Annotated in this window: 17 protein-coding genes and 1 pseudogene; 7 read left to right on the top strand and 11 right to left on the bottom strand. The window is 60.3% G+C overall.

The window, feature by feature from the left end:
• Window positions 1–48 precede the first annotated feature (48 nt).
• The 7 genes from pip (at window position 49) to ACGSLL_RS10550 (ending at window position 8,076) form a co-directional block, all read left to right on the top strand.
• The gene (gene pip / locus ACGSLL_RS10580) at window positions 49–1,020 is read left to right on the top strand and encodes a prolyl aminopeptidase (RefSeq protein WP_208939085.1); all 972 of its coding nucleotides are present in this window, start codon (window positions 49–51) and stop codon (window positions 1,018–1,020) included.
• The gene (dtd, locus tag ACGSLL_RS10575; RefSeq protein ID WP_394505564.1) at window positions 1,017–1,454 is read left to right on the top strand and encodes a D-aminoacyl-tRNA deacylase; all 438 of its coding nucleotides are present in this window, start codon (window positions 1,017–1,019) and stop codon (window positions 1,452–1,454) included. Before pip ends, dtd begins: the two co-directional genes overlap by 4 nt.
• A 351-nt stretch (window positions 1,455–1,805) precedes the next feature.
• On the top strand, window positions 1,806–3,590 hold the full coding sequence (locus tag ACGSLL_RS10570; protein WP_332765494.1) for a glucan biosynthesis protein G: 1,785 nt from the start codon (window positions 1,806–1,808) through the stop codon (window positions 3,588–3,590).
• On the top strand, window positions 3,583–6,153 hold the full coding sequence (gene mdoH, locus ACGSLL_RS10565) for a glucans biosynthesis glucosyltransferase MdoH (RefSeq protein ID WP_394505561.1): 2,571 nt from the start codon (window positions 3,583–3,585) through the stop codon (window positions 6,151–6,153). Before ACGSLL_RS10570 ends, mdoH begins: the two co-directional genes overlap by 8 nt.
• A 430-nt stretch (window positions 6,154–6,583) precedes the next feature.
• Window positions 6,584–6,928: a hypothetical protein gene (locus ACGSLL_RS10560; protein WP_394505559.1), complete on the top strand. Its 345-nt coding sequence runs from the start codon at window positions 6,584–6,586 to the stop codon at window positions 6,926–6,928.
• Window positions 6,929–7,558 (top strand): ThiF family adenylyltransferase, encoded by a 630-nt coding sequence (locus ACGSLL_RS10555; RefSeq protein ID WP_394505911.1) that lies wholly within the window; start codon window positions 6,929–6,931, stop codon window positions 7,556–7,558. It abuts the gene before it with no gap.
• 53 nt (window positions 7,559–7,611) lie between these two features.
• Window positions 7,612–8,076, top strand: a complete 465-nt coding sequence (locus ACGSLL_RS10550; protein WP_394505557.1) for an HIT family protein — start codon at window positions 7,612–7,614, stop codon at window positions 8,074–8,076.
• 39 nt (window positions 8,077–8,115) lie between these two features.
• Here the strand turns inward: ACGSLL_RS10550 and ACGSLL_RS10545 are convergent, their stop codons facing one another.
• The 11 genes and pseudogenes from ACGSLL_RS10545 to ubiE form a co-directional block, all read right to left on the bottom strand.
• Window positions 8,116–8,829 carry a methyl-accepting chemotaxis protein gene (locus tag ACGSLL_RS10545; RefSeq protein WP_394505909.1) on the bottom strand — a complete coding sequence of 238 codons (714 nt, stop codon included), beginning with the start codon at window positions 8,827–8,829 and terminating at the stop codon, window positions 8,116–8,118.
• 141 nt (window positions 8,830–8,970) lie between these two features.
• Window positions 8,971–9,915 (bottom strand): annotated as a pseudogene (locus ACGSLL_RS10540) (methyl-accepting chemotaxis protein); the annotation flags it as partial.
• 211 nt (window positions 9,916–10,126) lie between these two features.
• Complete coding sequence (locus ACGSLL_RS10535; protein WP_394505555.1) at window positions 10,127–10,834, bottom strand: 16S rRNA (uracil(1498)-N(3))-methyltransferase; 708 nt, start codon at window positions 10,832–10,834, stop codon at window positions 10,127–10,129.
• Entirely contained in the window at window positions 10,831–11,622 is a 792-nt protein-coding gene (gene tatC, locus ACGSLL_RS10530) for a twin-arginine translocase subunit TatC (RefSeq protein ID WP_394505553.1), read from the bottom strand. The genes ACGSLL_RS10535 and tatC overlap by 4 nt, the downstream gene beginning before the upstream one ends.
• Window positions 11,619–12,071, bottom strand: coding sequence for a Sec-independent protein translocase protein TatB (tatB, locus tag ACGSLL_RS10525; protein WP_394505551.1), 453 nt, complete (start codon window positions 12,069–12,071; stop codon window positions 11,619–11,621). The genes tatC and tatB overlap by 4 nt, the downstream gene beginning before the upstream one ends.
• Window positions 12,072–12,081: 10 nt before the next feature.
• On the bottom strand, window positions 12,082–12,363 hold the full coding sequence (locus tag ACGSLL_RS10520; protein WP_090280346.1) for a twin-arginine translocase TatA/TatE family subunit: 282 nt from the start codon (window positions 12,361–12,363) through the stop codon (window positions 12,082–12,084).
• A 25-nt stretch (window positions 12,364–12,388) separates the two neighbouring features.
• Window positions 12,389–12,721, bottom strand: a complete 333-nt coding sequence (locus tag ACGSLL_RS10515) for a phosphoribosyl-ATP diphosphatase (RefSeq protein WP_007909355.1) — start codon at window positions 12,719–12,721, stop codon at window positions 12,389–12,391.
• On the bottom strand, window positions 12,714–13,115 hold the full coding sequence (gene hisI, locus ACGSLL_RS10510) for a phosphoribosyl-AMP cyclohydrolase (RefSeq protein ID WP_007909357.1): 402 nt from the start codon (window positions 13,113–13,115) through the stop codon (window positions 12,714–12,716). The genes ACGSLL_RS10515 and hisI overlap by 8 nt, the downstream gene beginning before the upstream one ends.
• A gap of 119 nt (window positions 13,116–13,234) precedes the next feature.
• Complete coding sequence (gene ubiB, locus ACGSLL_RS10505) at window positions 13,235–14,839, bottom strand: ubiquinone biosynthesis regulatory protein kinase UbiB (protein WP_093105832.1); 1,605 nt, start codon at window positions 14,837–14,839, stop codon at window positions 13,235–13,237.
• Window positions 14,836–15,459 (bottom strand): ubiquinone biosynthesis accessory factor UbiJ, encoded by a 624-nt coding sequence (locus ACGSLL_RS10500; protein WP_394505546.1) that lies wholly within the window; start codon window positions 15,457–15,459, stop codon window positions 14,836–14,838. Before ACGSLL_RS10500 ends, ubiB begins: the two co-directional genes overlap by 4 nt.
• Complete coding sequence (gene ubiE / locus ACGSLL_RS10495) at window positions 15,459–16,229, bottom strand: bifunctional demethylmenaquinone methyltransferase/2-methoxy-6-polyprenyl-1,4-benzoquinol methylase UbiE (RefSeq protein WP_186531921.1); 771 nt, start codon at window positions 16,227–16,229, stop codon at window positions 15,459–15,461. The genes ACGSLL_RS10500 and ubiE overlap by 1 nt, the downstream gene beginning before the upstream one ends.
• Window positions 16,230–16,243 lie beyond the last annotated feature (14 nt).

The following is a 16,243-nucleotide window of genomic DNA, read 5'->3' as shown; positions in this document are numbered from 1 at the left end:
TAATAGAAGTCCCCCCAGGGATGACCTCGACCCCTTACGGAGCGCGCAATGCAGACTTTGTTTCCGCAGATCAAACCCCACGCCCGGCACGATCTGGCTGTCGATGACACCCATACGCTGTATGTCGATGAAAGCGGCTCGCCGGAAGGCTTGCCAGTGGTGTTCATCCACGGTGGGCCCGGCGCCGGTTGCGACGCGCAGAGCCGCCGCTACTTCGATCCGAACCTGTATCGCATTGTTACCTTCGACCAGCGCGGCTGCGGACGCTCGACGCCCCACGCCAGCCTGGAAAACAACACCACCTGGGATCTGGTCGAAGACCTCGAGCGCATCCGCAAACATTTGGGCATCGACAAATGGGTGCTGTTCGGCGGCTCATGGGGCTCGACCCTGGCGCTGGCTTACGCGCAAACCCACCCGGAGCGCGTCCATGGCTTGATCCTGCGCGGGATCTTTCTCTGCCGCCCGCAGGAAATCGAGTGGTTCTATCAGGCCGGCGCCAGCCGTCTGTTCCCCGATTACTGGCAGGACTACATCGCACCGATCCCGCTGGACGAGCGCGACGACCTGCTCAACGCCTTCCACAAACGCCTCACCGGCAATGACCAGATCGCGCAGATGCATGCGGCCAAGGCGTGGTCGACGTGGGAAGGGCGCACCGCGACCCTGCGGCCGAACCCGCTGGTGGTTGATCGCTTCTCCGAGCCGCAGCGCGCGTTGTCGATTGCGCGGATCGAATGCCATTACTTCACCAACAATGCCTTCCTCGAGCCGAACCAGCTGATTCGCGACATGGCCAAGATTGCGCATCTGCCGGGCGTGATCATTCACGGCCGCTACGACGTGATCTGTCCGCTCGACAATGCCTGGGAACTGCACCAGGCCTGGCCAAACAGCGAACTGCAGGTGATCCGCGATGCCGGCCACGCGGCGTCCGAACCGGGCATTACCGATGCGCTGGTGCGCGCGGCGAGCAAAATGGCTCAGCGTCTGCTTGATCTGCCGCCTGAAGAAGCATGAAGGGGCTGTTACAGCGCGTGCGCGGCGCACGCGTCGAGGTCGACGGGGAAGTCGTCGGTGCAGTCGATCAAGGCTTGCTGGTGCTGGTCGCGGTAGAACCCGACGACACGCGTGCCAGCGCCGACAAACTTCTGCATAAGCTGCTTAACTATCGGGTATTCAGTGACGCCGAGGGCAAGATGAACCTGTCCCTCGCCGATGTCGGCGGAGGGTTGCTGCTGGTCTCCCAGTTCACCCTCGCGGCGGATACCAAAAGCGGCTTGCGCCCGAGCTTTTCGAGCGCGGCACCGCCGGCCCTTGGTGAGGAGTTGTTCGACTATCTATTGAGCAACGCGAAACAGGTGCATGGCACTGTGGCATCAGGTAGATTCGGCGCCGATATGCAGGTGCATCTGGTCAACGATGGCCCGGTTACCTTTTTGTTACAGACCTGAAAATGCTTGAAACACCTTCTTTGGGAAATTTCGACTGTTTTTAGGGTGCTTTCGCGATAAATACTTTGTTACCCCTGATGCGTTGTCATGCGGGCTACTAGATAATCGCGCGCTACGGGGATCGGCGTTCGTTGGTCCGTTTTGACTTAGGTAGAGACTTGTCCGGATCCGATTGGGGAATCATTTTGCCCCAGCGGAGTCGGAACAATGCTCGCCAACTTGGCAAGGGTGCGCTGGAAGGTCGGTTTTTTATCGCCGGAATCCCCACAGGCACTTCATCTGGCCGTTGGTTTATTGATCTGTTTTCGGCGAGGGTTGCTCGTGATTGTTAGTCCCTGTAATGCAGCAAAAATGTCTGCCAAACGCATGCGAAGTGCCCTGGTAGCGGGTTCGGCGCTCCTGTGCCTGCTCAGCGCCGGTCAGCTTTGGGCGTTCAATCTTGACGATGTGTCGGCCAAGGCCAAAGAGCTGGCCGGGCAGAAGTTCGAAGCCCCGCGCAGCAACCTGCCGAACGAGTTCCGCGATATGAAGTTCGCGGACTATCAGAAAATCCGCTTCCTCACCGAAAAGGCTGAGTGGGCCGATCAGAAGACCCCGTTCAAGCTGTCCTTCTATCACCAGGGCATGCACTTCGACACGCCGGTGAAAATCAACGAAATCACGGCGAACACCGTCGAAGAGATCAAATACGATCCGACCCGCTTCGATTTCGGCGACCTGAAATTCGATCCGAAGGCCACCGAACAACTGGGTTATGCCGGTTTCCGTGTGCTGTACCCGATCAACAAGGCCGACAAGCAAGACGAAATCATGACCATGCTCGGCGCGAGTTACTTCCGCGTGGTGGGCAAGGGTCACACCTACGGTCTGTCGGCCCGTGGTCTGGCGATCGACACGGCGCTGCCGTCGGGCGAAGAATTCCCGCGTTTCCGCGAGTTCTGGATACAACAGCCGAAGCCAGGCGACAAGCACCTGGTGATCTTCGCGCTGCTCGATTCGCCGCGTGCCACCGGTGCCTACCGCCTGATCCTGCGTCCGGGCAGCGACACCATCGTCGACGTCAAGGCGCAGATGTTCCTGCGTGACAAGGTCGGCAAACTGGGTATCGCGCCGCTGACCAGCATGTTCCTGTTCGGCGCCAACCAGCCGTCGAAAGTCCTCAACTACCGTCGTGAACTGCACGATTCCAGCGGTCTGTCGATCCACGCCGGCAATGGCGAGTGGATCTGGCGTCCGCTGAACAACCCGAAACACCTGGCCGTGAGCAACTTCAGCGTCGAAAACCCGCGTGGTTTCGGTCTGCTGCAACGTGGCCGCGACTTCAGCCACTACGAAGACCTCGACGACCGCTACGACAAACGTCCAAGCGCCTGGATCGAGCCGAAGGGCGAGTGGGGCAAGGGCACCGTCGATCTGGTGGAAATTCCGACCGCCGATGAAACCAACGACAACATCGTTGCGTTCTGGAGCCCGGAAAAAATGCCGGAGCCGGGCCAGCCGCTGGACTTCGCCTACCGCCTGCACTGGACCATGGATGAAGCCGCCCTGCATGCACCTGACAGTGCCTGGGTTGCACAAACCCTGCGCTCTACCGGTGACGTCAAGCAATCGAACCTGATCCGCCAACCGGATGGCAGCGTCGCTTATCTGGTCGACTTCGAAGGTCCATCGCTGGCCGCTCTGGCGCCAGACGCCGATGTGCGCAGCCAGGTAAGTGTCGGCGACAATGCCGAACTGGTGGAAAACAGCGTGCGCTACAACCCGGAAACCAAGGGCTGGCGCTTGACCCTGCGGATGAAAATCAAGGACGCAAGCAAGTCCACCGAGATGCGTGCCGCCCTGGTGCAGCCGGTGGTCACGGCCGATCTGGCCAAGTCTGCGGTGCCGGCGTCCAACTCGTCTGTTGCCAAAGCCGACAAGGTCGCCGCCAAGCAGCAGGAAAAAGCCGACAAGGAAGCCAAGGCCGCCGAGGCCAAACAGGCCGAAGCCAAGCCGGTAGCAGAGGCCAAGGACAAGGCCAACAAAGACGCCAAGCAGCCAGCCGCTGCGGACGCGGCCCCAGCCACACCGGAATCGGCACCGACTGAAGAAGTCCTGACCGAGACCTGGAGCTATCAGTTGCCTGCCGATGAGTAACTCTCAAGTACAGCCAGAGACTCTGTCCGAGTATCTGGCGCATCTGCCGATGACCGACGAGCAGCGCGCGGAACTCGCGGGCTGCCAGTCGTTCAGCGAGCTGCATCAACGCCTGTCGTCCTCGACGTTCGACGCGCCCACCGAAGCCGCCCAGGCTTCGGTGGGCAAGCGCCTGACCCTGAGCACCGCCGAAGAGCTGGAAGAAGCGGAAATGCTGGTGCTCGACGCCAGCGGCCGGATCAGCATGAAAGCCACTCCGCCGATCCGTCGCACCAAGGTCGTGCCGGAGCCATGGCGCACCAATATCCTGGTGCGTGGCTGGCGCCGCCTGACCGGGCGCACCAACCCGCCGCAGCCGCCGAAGGACGAAAACGTCCTGCCGGCCGCGCGCTGGCGCACCGTCGGTTCGATCCGTCGCTACATTCTGCTGTTGCTGATGCTCGGCCAGACCATCGTCGCTGGCTGGTACATGAAAGGCATCATGCCGTACCAGGGCTGGTCGTTCGTCGATCTCGACGAAGTGCTGCATCAGCCGTTGCTGCAAACCGCCACGCAAGTGCTGCCGTATGCGCTGCAAACCAGCATCCTGATTCTGTTCGGGATTCTGTTCTGCTGGGTCTCGGCCGGCTTCTGGACCGCGCTGATGGGCTTCCTCGAGTTGCTCACCGGTCACGATAAATACCGCATCTCCGGGAAAAGTGCCGGCAACGAGCCGATTGCCAAAGATGCGCGCACCGCGCTGGTCATGCCGATCTGCAACGAAGACGTCCCGCGCGTGTTCGCCGGTCTGCGGGCGACGTTCGAATCGGTTGCCGCGACGGGTGATCTGGATCGCTTCGACTTTTTCGTCCTCAGCGACAGTAACGAAACCGATATCTGCGTGGCCGAGCAACAGGCTTGGCTGGACGTCTGCCGCGAAGCCAAAGGCTTCGGCAAGATCTTCTACCGCCGCCGTCGCCGTCGTGTTAAGCGCAAGAGCGGTAACCTCGACGACTTCTGTCGTCGTTGGGGCGGTGACTACAAGTACATGGTCGTGCTCGACGCTGACTCGGTGATGAGCGGCGAGTGCCTGACCAGTCTGGTGCGCCTGATGGAAGCCACGCCGGACGCCGGGATCATCCAGACCGCGCCGCGTGCGTCGGGCATGGACACCCTGTATGCGCGCATGCAGCAGTTCGCCACCCGCGTATACGGCCCGCTGTTCACTGCCGGTCTGCACTTCTGGCAGTTGGGTGAATCGCACTACTGGGGTCACAACGCGATCATTCGCATGAAGCCGTTCATCGACCACTGCGCCCTGGCGCCGTTGCCGGGCAAGGGTGCTTTCTCCGGTGCGATCCTGTCTCACGACTTCGTTGAAGCCGCGCTGATGCGCCGTGCCGGTTGGGGCGTGTGGATTGCCTACGATCTGCCGGGCAGTTATGAAGAGCTGCCGCCGAACCTGCTCGACGAACTCAAGCGTGACCGTCGCTGGTGCCACGGCAACCTGATGAACTTCCGCCTGTTCCTGGTCAAGGGCATGCACCCGGTGCACCGTGCGGTGTTCCTCACTGGCGTGATGTCGTACCTGTCGGCGCCGTTGTGGTTCTTCTTCCTGATGCTGTCGACTGCGCTGCTGGCGGTGAACACGCTGATGGAGCCGCAGTACTTCCTTGAACCGCGGCAGCTCTATCCGCTGTGGCCACAATGGCACCCGGACAAAGCCATCGCGCTGTTCTCGACGACGATCGTGCTGCTGTTCCTGCCGAAACTGCTGAGCATCATCCTGATCTGGGCCAAGGGCGCGAAAGAGTTCGGTGGCAAGTTCAAGGTGACCTTGTCGATGCTGCTGGAGATGCTGTTCTCCATGCTGCTGGCGCCGGTGCGGATGATTTTCCACACCCGTTTCGTCCTCGCCGCGTTCCTCGGCTGGGCCGCGACCTGGAACTCGCCACAGCGTGACGACGACTCGACGCCCTGGAGCGAAGCGGTCAAGCGTCACGGCCCGCAGACCCTGCTGGGTTTCTGCTGGGCGCTGCTGGTGATCTGGCTGAACCCGAGCTTCCTCTGGTGGCTGGTGCCGATCGTCGGTTCGCTGATGCTGTCGATCCCGGTGTCGGTGATTTCCAGCCGTGTTGGCCTGGGCCTGAAGACCCGTGACGCGAGCCTGTTCCTCATTCCTGAGGAATACAATCCGCCACAGGCGCTGCTGGCGACCGACCAGTACACCCATGAAAACCGCTACCACGCACTCAACGACGGGTTCGTCCGCGCGGTGGTCGATCCACAGCAGAACGCCCTGGCGTGCTCGCTGGCGACCTCCCGTCACGGCCAGGCCGAGCCGATCGAGTGGCTGCGTCAGGAACGCGTACGACACGCGGTCAAGGTCGGCCCAGCGGAGCTGAGCAACCATGATCGCCTGCAACTGCTGAGCGACCCGGTGGCCCTTGCGCGTTTGCATGAGCAAGTCTGGGCTGAAGGTCTGACCGAATGGCTGGACGCATGGCGAGCCTCGGTGAAAGCCGACCCGCATGCGCCGCTGCTGCCGTTGCGGCCGGCGACGATGCAGGCGCAACTGGCCTGATGAAAAAACCCCGCTGAGTCAGCGGGGTTTTTTTATGTCTTGGTGAACGCATCACCTAAATTCTCGGCGGCCAATCACGTTCATTAAAAGCGCATCAAGGAGATGTGTCTAACCTTCAAAAACCACGTTTATGAGTGTTGATCTTATGGAAAAGAAAACCTGCGGTGTCGTTGCCTTCCTGGCGAGTGTAGCGGCCGTTTCTGTGACTGCTCAAGCTGAAGACGTAAGACCTGCAAATCCCTTCGTGGCCGAGTACCAAATGCGACCTGATAACAAGGTTGTGGCTTTTGGGCGACTGCCTTGCTCCTCTCAAGAACTCGCTTACATGCGCAGGCATGGCTTCACTCCACTCTGCAATTAAAAAGTTCTATCGAAGCTTTTTTAGGTAAAACCCTGTCCTTTCGGGACGGGGTTGAAGAATGGGTGAGACATGGAAAAGCGAGAGAGGTTTTTTGCCGGATCCGGTTACCTGGGTATTGTTGCGCCTTCCACGCTTTATGGCATTCATGAAGGAGCGATGTACATCAGCGGACCTTCTGGTGTAGTGCAATTAGACGGCCAGGGCGAAACAGCAATGTTCGACGCTTTGAGCGCCGCAGGGGCCTTGATCCCGGGAAAGCCGAACGCCATGCAGGAAGTGCGGAAATTGCTTGAGAACCCCCACCTTAGTCGAACAGTCAGTTATCTGCTTTGCAGTGCGCGTTCTTGTGAGGATGTATTGGAGGATGTGGCCGCACTCAAGAACTCTCGAATTCTGCTGTTCGGATGCGGCTGAATCGGCAGTACCGCCAGTTTGTTGTTAGCTGGAAGCGGCATAGGCCATATCACCATCACCGACGGTGATCGGATAGAAGAAAGTAATCTCAATCGCCAGCTATTCTGGCGAAGAAGCGATGTTGGTGCTTACAAAGTTGATGTTCTTTCGGAAATTTTGCGAGAAAAGTTTCCGGGCTTTGAGGTCGAAACCATCAAGCGAAATATCGGACTCGACGAGGCTTTTGGTTTGGTCCGCAACGGTTATGACGCAGTCGTGGTGACAGCCGATGAGCCTGCTACGTTGGCTGCGCAATGCAAACGGATAGCCGATCAGTATCATATTCCGGTGGTGAGCGCGGGCTACTTGCATCGAATGTGCATGACGAATTTTTATACAGGTGAGGCGTCGAACTGCCTTGGTACGATGGGCGATGACTTCCGGCGATCAACACTGCGCCAGTTTGATTGGAAGCGTTTACCCAACGGGATTATGCCGAGCTTCGGACCGACCAACTTCAGTCTGGCGTCGATGTTGGCATCGTCTGTTATAGCCGCGCTGGCGCGTCACACACTTGGAGCTGCGCAGCAACATAGCATTGTCGGGGACGCCAATAGCTCGCCGTGGCAATTTAATACACTCTCGGGATGATCACGACAACCACTGATCCTGCATACCGATATTTTGAACGGTGACTTGCCTGTATGGATTGTATTTTCTGCAAGATGATTAACGGCGATGCGCCTATGCACCTTATATGGGAGGACGCTACGCATGCCGCATTTCTTTCCATCTACCCCAATACACCAGGCTTTTCAGTGGTGGTGCCCAAGCAACATTACAGTAGTTATGCGTTCGCGCAGTCTGATGAGGTCATATCGGCGTTAATTATCGCAGCCAAAAAAGTTGCGTTGTTGATTGACAAGGCGTGGCCTGAGGTCGGAAGGACCGGACTCATATTGGAGGGGTATGGCGTTGACCATCTGCATGCAAAGCTCTTCCCCATGCACGGTACTGGTCAGTCGTCCGGCTTCAAACCCATCAGTTCCAATATGGATAAGTTCTTCAACCAATACGAAGGTTACATCTCGTCCCATGATTTCAAGGGCGAGACAGATATGGACCTTGCGGAAATTGCGCAGAAAATCCGGCGTACCGCTGAGTTGTAAAGGTAGTGCTGGGGCCTGATGACAGGCCCCTTTTTGCATTTAAACCTTGAACCGGCCCACCAGCGTCTGCAAATGTGTCCCTAACCGCGCCAGCTCAACGCTCGACGCCGCTGTTTCTTCACTTGCCGCCGAGGTCTGGTCCGACACATCGCGAACATTCAGCACGCTGCGGTTGATCTCTTCGGCCACTGCGCTTTGCTGCTCGGCGGCGGCGGCGATCTGCTGGTTCATCGCCTGGATCGCCGAGACGGTACGGGTGATGCTTTCCAGCGAGCCGCCGGCGCGGCGGGTCAGTTCGACGCTGCTGTCGGTCAGGGTGCGGCTGTTGTCCATGATCGTTGCCACTTGCTGGGTGCCGTTTTGCAGGCCGACGATCAGTTCTTCAATCTCTTCAGTGGACTTCTGCGTGCGCTGGGCAAGGCTGCGCACCTCATCAGCCACTACGGCGAAACCGCGACCGGCCTCGCCGGCACGGGCCGCTTCGATGGCGGCGTTGAGCGCCAGCAGGTTGGTTTGCTGGGCGACGGATTTGATCACGTCAAGGACGCTGCCGATCTTGTCGCTTTCGCGCTTGAGCTCGCCCATCGCCTCGGTGGAGTGGCTGACTTCAGCGGCCAGGCGCTCGATCTGCGCAATGGCTTCACCGACCACCTTGTCGCCTTCGCGGGCCTGCTGGTCGGCCGCGACAGCGGCTTCCGAGGCTTCTTCGGCGTTGCGTGCGACTTCCTGCACGGTGGCGGCCATTTCATTCATGGCGGTGGCGACCTGATCGGTCTCGACCTTTTGATTGTTAACCCCGGCGCTGGTCTGCTCGGTCACCGCCGACAGCTCTTCGGCGGCGCTGGCGATCTGGGTGACGCCATCGCTGATGCCACCGATCAACTCGCGCAGGCCTTGGGTCATGCTTTGCATCGAGCGCTGCAGCTGGCCGAGTTCGTCGCGGCGCAGGGAGACCAGGTTTTGAGTGAGATCGCCGGCAGCGACGCGCTCGGCGACTTGCAGGGTCTGGTTCAGCGGAATGATGATCTGCCGGGTGATCGCCAGGGCAGCGATCAAACCGAAGATCAACGCCAGCGCGGTGGCGACCAGCAGCATGTTCTTGGCGTGTGCGGCATCGGTATCACGCACCACGGTTTGCGATTCGGTGAGCTTCTTGCTGACGGCGATCAAAATGTCGCCTTGTGCCGACATGGCCGTCAGCGCAGCGGCATTTTTCACCTGCGAGTCGCGAAACTGGCTGACGGCGGCGCGGTAGGCTTTGAGCGAGTCGGTGGCCTGCTGCAAGTTGGCGATGTGCTGTTCCGGCACGCGGCTTGGCAGGCTTTCGAGGTTTTTCAGGGCGTTTTCGATCGCGGTCAGCGCTGGTTGCTCGGCATCGGCCTTGCCACTGTAGGTGTAGCCGCGCACCTGATAACGCGCCTGCTGCAACAGTTTGCTCAGCTCGATCACCGCGTTGTATTGCGCCACGCTGTCACCTTGCAACAGCGCCTGCTCGACTTCGCCGACCTTGGCCACGGCGTTGTCGGCATTCGCGCCCAGCTTGCTGCGGGCGTCCTCACGCTGCACGGTGGCCTGGGTCATGTCACCGAAGGCGCGCTTGTACTCGGCCACGGCGGCCAGTTGCTGATCGACCATTGCCGCATCGGCGGGCTGTTCGATCATGCCGCGCGCCTCTCGCAGACCGCTGTCCAGCTTGGCCAGCAATTCATTGACCGCGCCTGGCCCCTGATCGCCACGGCGCATGTCGTAGTCCATGCGCGCCAGGCGCAGGTCCTTGGTCAGCTCGTTGAGGCTGGAGATGAAACCGAGTTTATCGCCGCGGCTGATGATGCCGCTCATACCGGTCCAGCCGGTGAACGTGATCAATAGCGTCAGTAACAGCACCAGGCCGAAGCCGATGCCCAGCTTGCGTTTGACGCTGACGTTCCCAAGACTTTCGGCTAACCAACGGTACATGCGACCACTCCCTTCGGACCACTAAATTGGACTTATGGGTAATGTATCGGCTGGATGATGGCAATCTGTAACACCATCTGTCTGGGGCGAAAAGTCAGAACAAGCGGGCGAGCAGGGCGGTGACGGCAGTTTCGACGCGCAGGATACGCTCACCCAGTTGCACGGGTTGCAGACCGGATTTGGCCAGCAGATCGATCTCGTAAGGGATCCAGCCGCCTTCCGGGCCGATCGCCAGGGTCACCGGTTCACTCAGCGCTCGCGGGCAGGGCGGGTAATTGCCCGGATGGCCGACCAGGCCAAGGGTGCCGTCGCTGATCGCGGGCAGCCGATCTTCAACGAAAGGCTTGAAGCGCTTCTCGATGATGATCTCCGGCAGCACCGTGTCGCGGGCCTGTTCGAGGCCGAGGATCAGTTGCTCACGAATCGCTTCGGGCTCGAGAAACGGTGTCTGCCAGAAGCTTTTCTCGACCCGGTAGCTGTTGACCAGAATCACCTTCGAGACGCCCATGGTCGCCACGGTCTGAAATACCCGCCGGAGCATTTTCGGCCGTGGCAGCGCCAGCACCAGGGTCAGTGGCAGTTTCGCCGGCGGCGGCTGATCGAGGCTGACGCGCAGCTCGGCTTCGCCTGCGTCGAGGCGCAGCAGTTCAGCTGAGCCCATCAGCCCGTTGATGCGCCCGACGCGCAGGCTGTCGCCAACTTGCGAACGATGGACTTCCTGCATATGGGTCAAGCGCCGATCACGCAGGACCACGCGGTCGGCCGCGATGAAGTCGGCTTCTTCGAGCAGCAGCAGGTTCATGCCTGGGTCGCTGGCGGCTGGTCGTTGTGATCGTCGGCCGGGTTGTCTTCCGTGCGTTCGCGCTTGCTGATCAGACCGCCGAACAGAATGCCGATCTCGAACAGCATCCACATCGGCACGGCCAGCAGGGTCTGCGAGAAGATGTCTGGCGGCGTGAGGATCATGCCGACCACGAAACAGCCGATGATCACGTACGGGCGGATCTTCTTCAGGTACGCGACGTCGACCACGCCGATCCACACCAGCAGGACCACGGCCACCGGGATCTCGAAGGCGACGCCGAAGGCGAAGAACAGCGTCATGACGAAATCGAGGTAACTGGCGATGTCGGTCATCATTTCCACACCGGCCGGGGTGGCAGCGGCGAAGAATTTGAAGATCAGCGGGAAGACGAAGTAATAGGCGAACGCCATGCCGGTGTAGAACAGCAGAATGCTGGACACCAGCAACGGCACCGCGATGCGCTTCTCGTGCTTGTACAGGCCCGGCGCGATGAAGCCCCAGATCTGATGCAGGATCACCGGGATTGCCAGGAACAGCGAGACCATCATCGTCAGTTTCAGCGGCGTCAGGAACGGCGACGACACGTCGGTGGCGATCATCGTCGCGCCGACCGGCAGGTACTGGCGCAACGGCGTCGAGACGAAGGTGTAGATCTGCTGGGTGAAGGCGAATAGCCCGGCAAAAATGATGAAGATCGCCGCCACGCAACGCAGCAGGCGGGTGCGCAACTCGGTGAGGTGCGAAACCAGCGGCATGTGCTGGTCGTTTTCCGGAAGATCGCTCATGGGGCTCGCGGCGGCAATGTTGGGTCGTGAGGCGCTGGTGCAGTCGGCGCGGCGGTTGGGGCTATGTGTTCAACCGAGGAGTCTGCTACAGCAGGCGCCGGTTCTGTCGGCGCAACGGCTACAGGCGTCGGTGCAGATGCAGGTGCAGCAGGCGCATGAATCGTCTGCTCGCCCACGTGTTCAACCGGCGTCGTCTCTTGCTGAACCGGGCTGAAAATCTTCCGCGCCTCCTGCTCCAGCGAGAGGATGTGCTCGTTGTGCAGCTGCCGGCGGATTTCGTCGGCACCAATTTCACGTTCAACTTCCTGTTTGATCGCGTTGAAGCTGCGCTTCAGCCGACCGACCCACAGGCCGGCGGTGCGCGCAGCGCCCGGCAGACGCTCGGGGCCCAGCACCAGCAGGGCGACGAGGCCGACGAGCAGCAGTTCAGAGAAGCTGATACCAAACATTAGTCAGTGCTCACACGTCTTTGCGGATCGGCTCTTCGACTTTCTGCGCCTGCACGTCGATGGTGTGCGGCGGGTTGGCCTGCGCGGTGGTCTGCGGCTGTACCGGCGGCACTGGCTGCGCCGGCGGGGTCACGCTCGGTTCGGCAGGTTTTTCGTCGTCGTTCATGGCCTTGCGGAAGCCCTTGATCGACTCGCCAACGTCGGTACCGAGGTTTTTCAGTTTCTTGGTGCCGAACACCAGCACCACGACAACCAGGATGACGATCCAGTGTTTCCAGTCAAAAATGCCCATGTTGCTGTTCCTCTCGAATAGTTGTTCAGGCGGACGGACGCGAGGCTTTCTCGACGTGTCCGGACAGGCCGAAGCGGCGATCCAGTTCATCCAGCACGGCCTGCGGATGCTGCCCCAGTTGGGCAAGCATGACCATGCTGTGGAACCACAGGTCGGCGGTCTCGTAGATGACATCGCTGCAGTCGCCGCTGATGGCGGCATCCTTGGCGGCGATAATGGTTTCGACCGACTCTTCGCCGACCTTCTCCAGAATCTTGTTCAGCCCCTTGTGGTACAGGCTGGCGACATACGAACTGTCGGCGGCTGCGCCTTTGCGCTCTTCGAGCACTTCGGCCAGACGGGTGAGTGTGTCACTCATGTTTGTGTCCTGCGGAATAAATAGCGTGCGGGTCTTTCAGCACCGGGTCGACTGTCTTCCAGTCGCCGTTTTCGAAGACGCGGTAAAAGCAGCTTTGACGGCCGGTATGGCAAGCGATGTCGCCGATCTGTTCAACCATCAGGATGATCACGTCGGCGTCACAGTCCAGACGCATTTCATGCAGGGTCTGTACATGGCCGGACTCCTCGCCCTTGCGCCACAGCTTGCCACGGGAACGTGACCAGTAGATTGCACGATTCTCCGCGGCGGTCAGTTCGAGCGCTTCGCGGTTCATCCACGCCATCATCAGCACGCGTCCGGTCTTGTGATCCTGGGCAATTGCCGGCACCAGGCCGTCAGCGTCCCACTTGATCTCGTCCAGCCAGTTTTTCATCTTCAGTTCCTGAAAGCAGCTTCGAGTTGCAAGCTTCAAGCTGCAAGTAAAAGCAGGTTGCGGTGGACCTGTATCGTCAAGCTCAAGGCTTGCAGCTTATAACTTGCAGCTGATTCGTGCTATCGGCGAACGACCAGATACAAGCCGACGGCCACCATGATTCCCGCTGGCCAGTGCGCCCAATCGGTCAGTGGGCCACCGGCGGCAAGGATCGCCCCGCCGGCCAGATGCGCGCAACCGAGCAGGCGCAGGAACCAGTCGTCCTTGCGTCGATGCCATGGCGGCGGCGGGTCGTTGGCGTGCGGCTGCGACATGCGTTCGAGCAGGTCGCGGGCCATGTTGGCCAGGTGCGGTATCTGCTCGAACTGGCTCTGCACGTTGCCCAGCAAGGCTTTCGGGCTGACGCGCTCGCGCATCCAGCGTTCGAGGAACGGCTGCGCGGTGTTCCACAGATCCAGATCCGGGTACAGCTGACGCCCGAGGCCTTCGATATTCAGCAGGGTCTTTTGCAACAGCACCAACTGCGGCTGCACTTCCATGTTGAAGCGCCGTGCAGTCTGGAACAGGCGCATGAGCACCTGACCGAATGAAATATCTTTTAACGGTTTTTCGAAGATCGGTTCGCAGACTGTGCGGATCGCCGCTTCGAATTCGTTGAGCTTGGTTTCCGCCGGCACCCAGCCCGAATCGATGTGCAATTGCGCCACGCGACGGTAATCACGCTTGAAGAAGGCGAACAGGTTACGCGCCAGATAATCCTGGTCTTCCGGGGTCAGGCTGCCGACGATGCCGCAGTCGATTGCGATGTACTGCGGGCTCCACGGGTTGACGGTGCTGACGAAGATGTTGCCCGGGTGCATGTCGGCGTGGAAGAAGCTGTCGCGAAACACTTGGGTGAAGAAGATCTCCACGCCACGCTCGGCGAGCATTTTCATGTCGGTGCGCTGGTCGGCAAGGGTCGCCAGATCGGTGACCTGAATGCCGTAGATGCGCTCCATCACCAGCACTTTCGGCCGGCACCAGTCCCAGTAGACTTGTGGCACATAGAGCAGTGACGAGCCTTCAAAATTGCGCCGCAGCTGGCTGGCGTTGGCCGCCTCACGCAGCAGATCGAGTTCGTCGTAAATGGTTTTTTCGTAATCCAGCACCACATCGACCGGGTGCAGCAGACGCGCATCGGCCGAGAGTTTTTCAGCCGCGCGAGCGAGGATGAACAGCCACGCCAGGTCTTGCGCGATGATCGGTTTCAGACCCGGGCGGATCACCTTGACCACCACTTCTTCACCGGACTTCAACTGCGCGGCATGCACCTGCGCCACCGAAGCCGAGGCCAGTGGCTCGACGTCGAAACGGCTGAACACTTCGCTGATCTTCTTGCCCAGCTGTTCTTCGATGAGCTTGACCGACAGCTGCGAATCGAACGGCGGTACCCGGTCCTGCAGGAGCATCAGCTCATCGGCGATGTCTTCCGGCAGCAGGTCGCGGCGGGTCGAAAGAATCTGCCCGAACTTGATGAAGATCGGCCCCAGATCCTGCAACGCCAGACGCAGGCACGCGCCACGGCTCAGCTCCAGGCGTTTGCGTGGTAACCAGCGCCACGGCAGCACAAAGCGCAGCGCCAGGAGAAACCAGGGCAGCGGCAGGGCGAACAGCAGGTCATCGAGGCGGTAGCGGATCACGACGCGCTGGATGCGCAACAGACGGCGGACGGCAAGCAGCTTCATGCGTTATCGCTTGGGTCGAGGGATCGGGAAAGGCGCTCGAAACGCGCCTCGAGTCGTTCCAGATCAAGTTTGATCCGGTCCAGTTCACTGAACCGCGCTTCGGCTTCGCGCTGCCCGACAAGGGTGCGCGATTCTTCGGCGAGGTATTCGGCGAGGTTCTGGTTGAGGCTGGCAAATCCTTGCTGATACCAGCGCGCGCGGCTGCGCAGATGGCCGCCGAGCAATTGCGTGGCGACCGGGCCGAGCCAGCGCGAGAGTTCGTATTCCCAGTCCAACTCAAGATCCTGCAGCACACTGGCCAGCTCCAGCAGCACGCCGCTGTCGCCATCGAGTTCGACTTCCGGCGCGTGCAGCACGGCGGTTTTGTCTTTGCTCAGGGCCAGTTTGACCAGGCTCGAAGCCGGCGCACGCAAGGTGCAGTCGACGCCGGCTGCCCACTGCGAAGCGAGCATCAAGCCCTCATCACTGGGCAGAATGAACAACTGCAATGCCGGGCTGCGGCAGTCGACGGCGATCACCTTGCCGGTCAAATGCGCCAGTCGCGGCAGCGCCGTGCTGTCGAGACGCAGCACCCGGTTGAGACCGAGTTCAACGCTGGCGAGCAGCCCGGTGAGCAACATCAGGGCTTGATGCCGCGGTGCAGGGCAACGATGCCTGCGGTCATGTTGTGATAGGTCACGCGGTCGAAACCGGCGTCGACCATCATCGACTTCAGGGTTTCCTGATTCGGGTGCATGCGGATCGACTCGGCCAGATAGCGATAGCTTTCCGAGTCATTGGTGATCAGCTTGCCCATCAGCGGCATGAAGGCGAACGAATAAGCGTCGTAGGCTTTCGACATCAACGCGTTGGTCGGTTTGGAGAACTCCAGCACCAACAGGCGGCCGCCGGGCTTGAGCACGCGCAGCATCGAACGCAGGGCGTCCTCTTTGTGCGTCACGTTGCGCAGGCCGAAGGCGATGGTCACGCAGTCGAAATGGTTGTCCGGGAACGGCAGTTTTTCGGCGTCCGCCTGAACGAATTCGACGTTGCCGGCGACACCCAGATCCAGCAGGCGATCACGGCCGACCTTGAGCATGGATTCGTTGATGTCGGCCAGCACCACCTGACCGGTCGGGCCGACCAGGTGCGAGAATTTGCGCGTCAGGTCACCGGTGCCGCCGGCGATGTCGAGCACGCGGTTACCGCTGCGTACGCCGGACAGTTCGATCGCGAAACGCTTCCACAGACGGTGCATGCCGCCCGACAGAAGGTCGTTCATCAGGTCGTATTTAGCGGCTACGGAATGGAAAACCTCAGCGACTTTTTCCGCTTTCTGGCTTTCCGGAACGTTTTTGAAGCCGAAGTGAGTGGTGGGTTCGGCATCGCTGCCTTTGCGCTGATCAGTCATATCGCTGTCACCAA

The sequence above is a fragment of the Pseudomonas retamae genome, from assembly GCF_043496865.1.
Classification (GTDB): domain Bacteria; phylum Pseudomonadota; class Gammaproteobacteria; order Pseudomonadales; family Pseudomonadaceae; genus Aquipseudomonas; species Aquipseudomonas retamae.
Note: the sequence above shows the minus strand (reverse complement) of the source record. Positions and strands in the feature narration are given on the sequence as shown.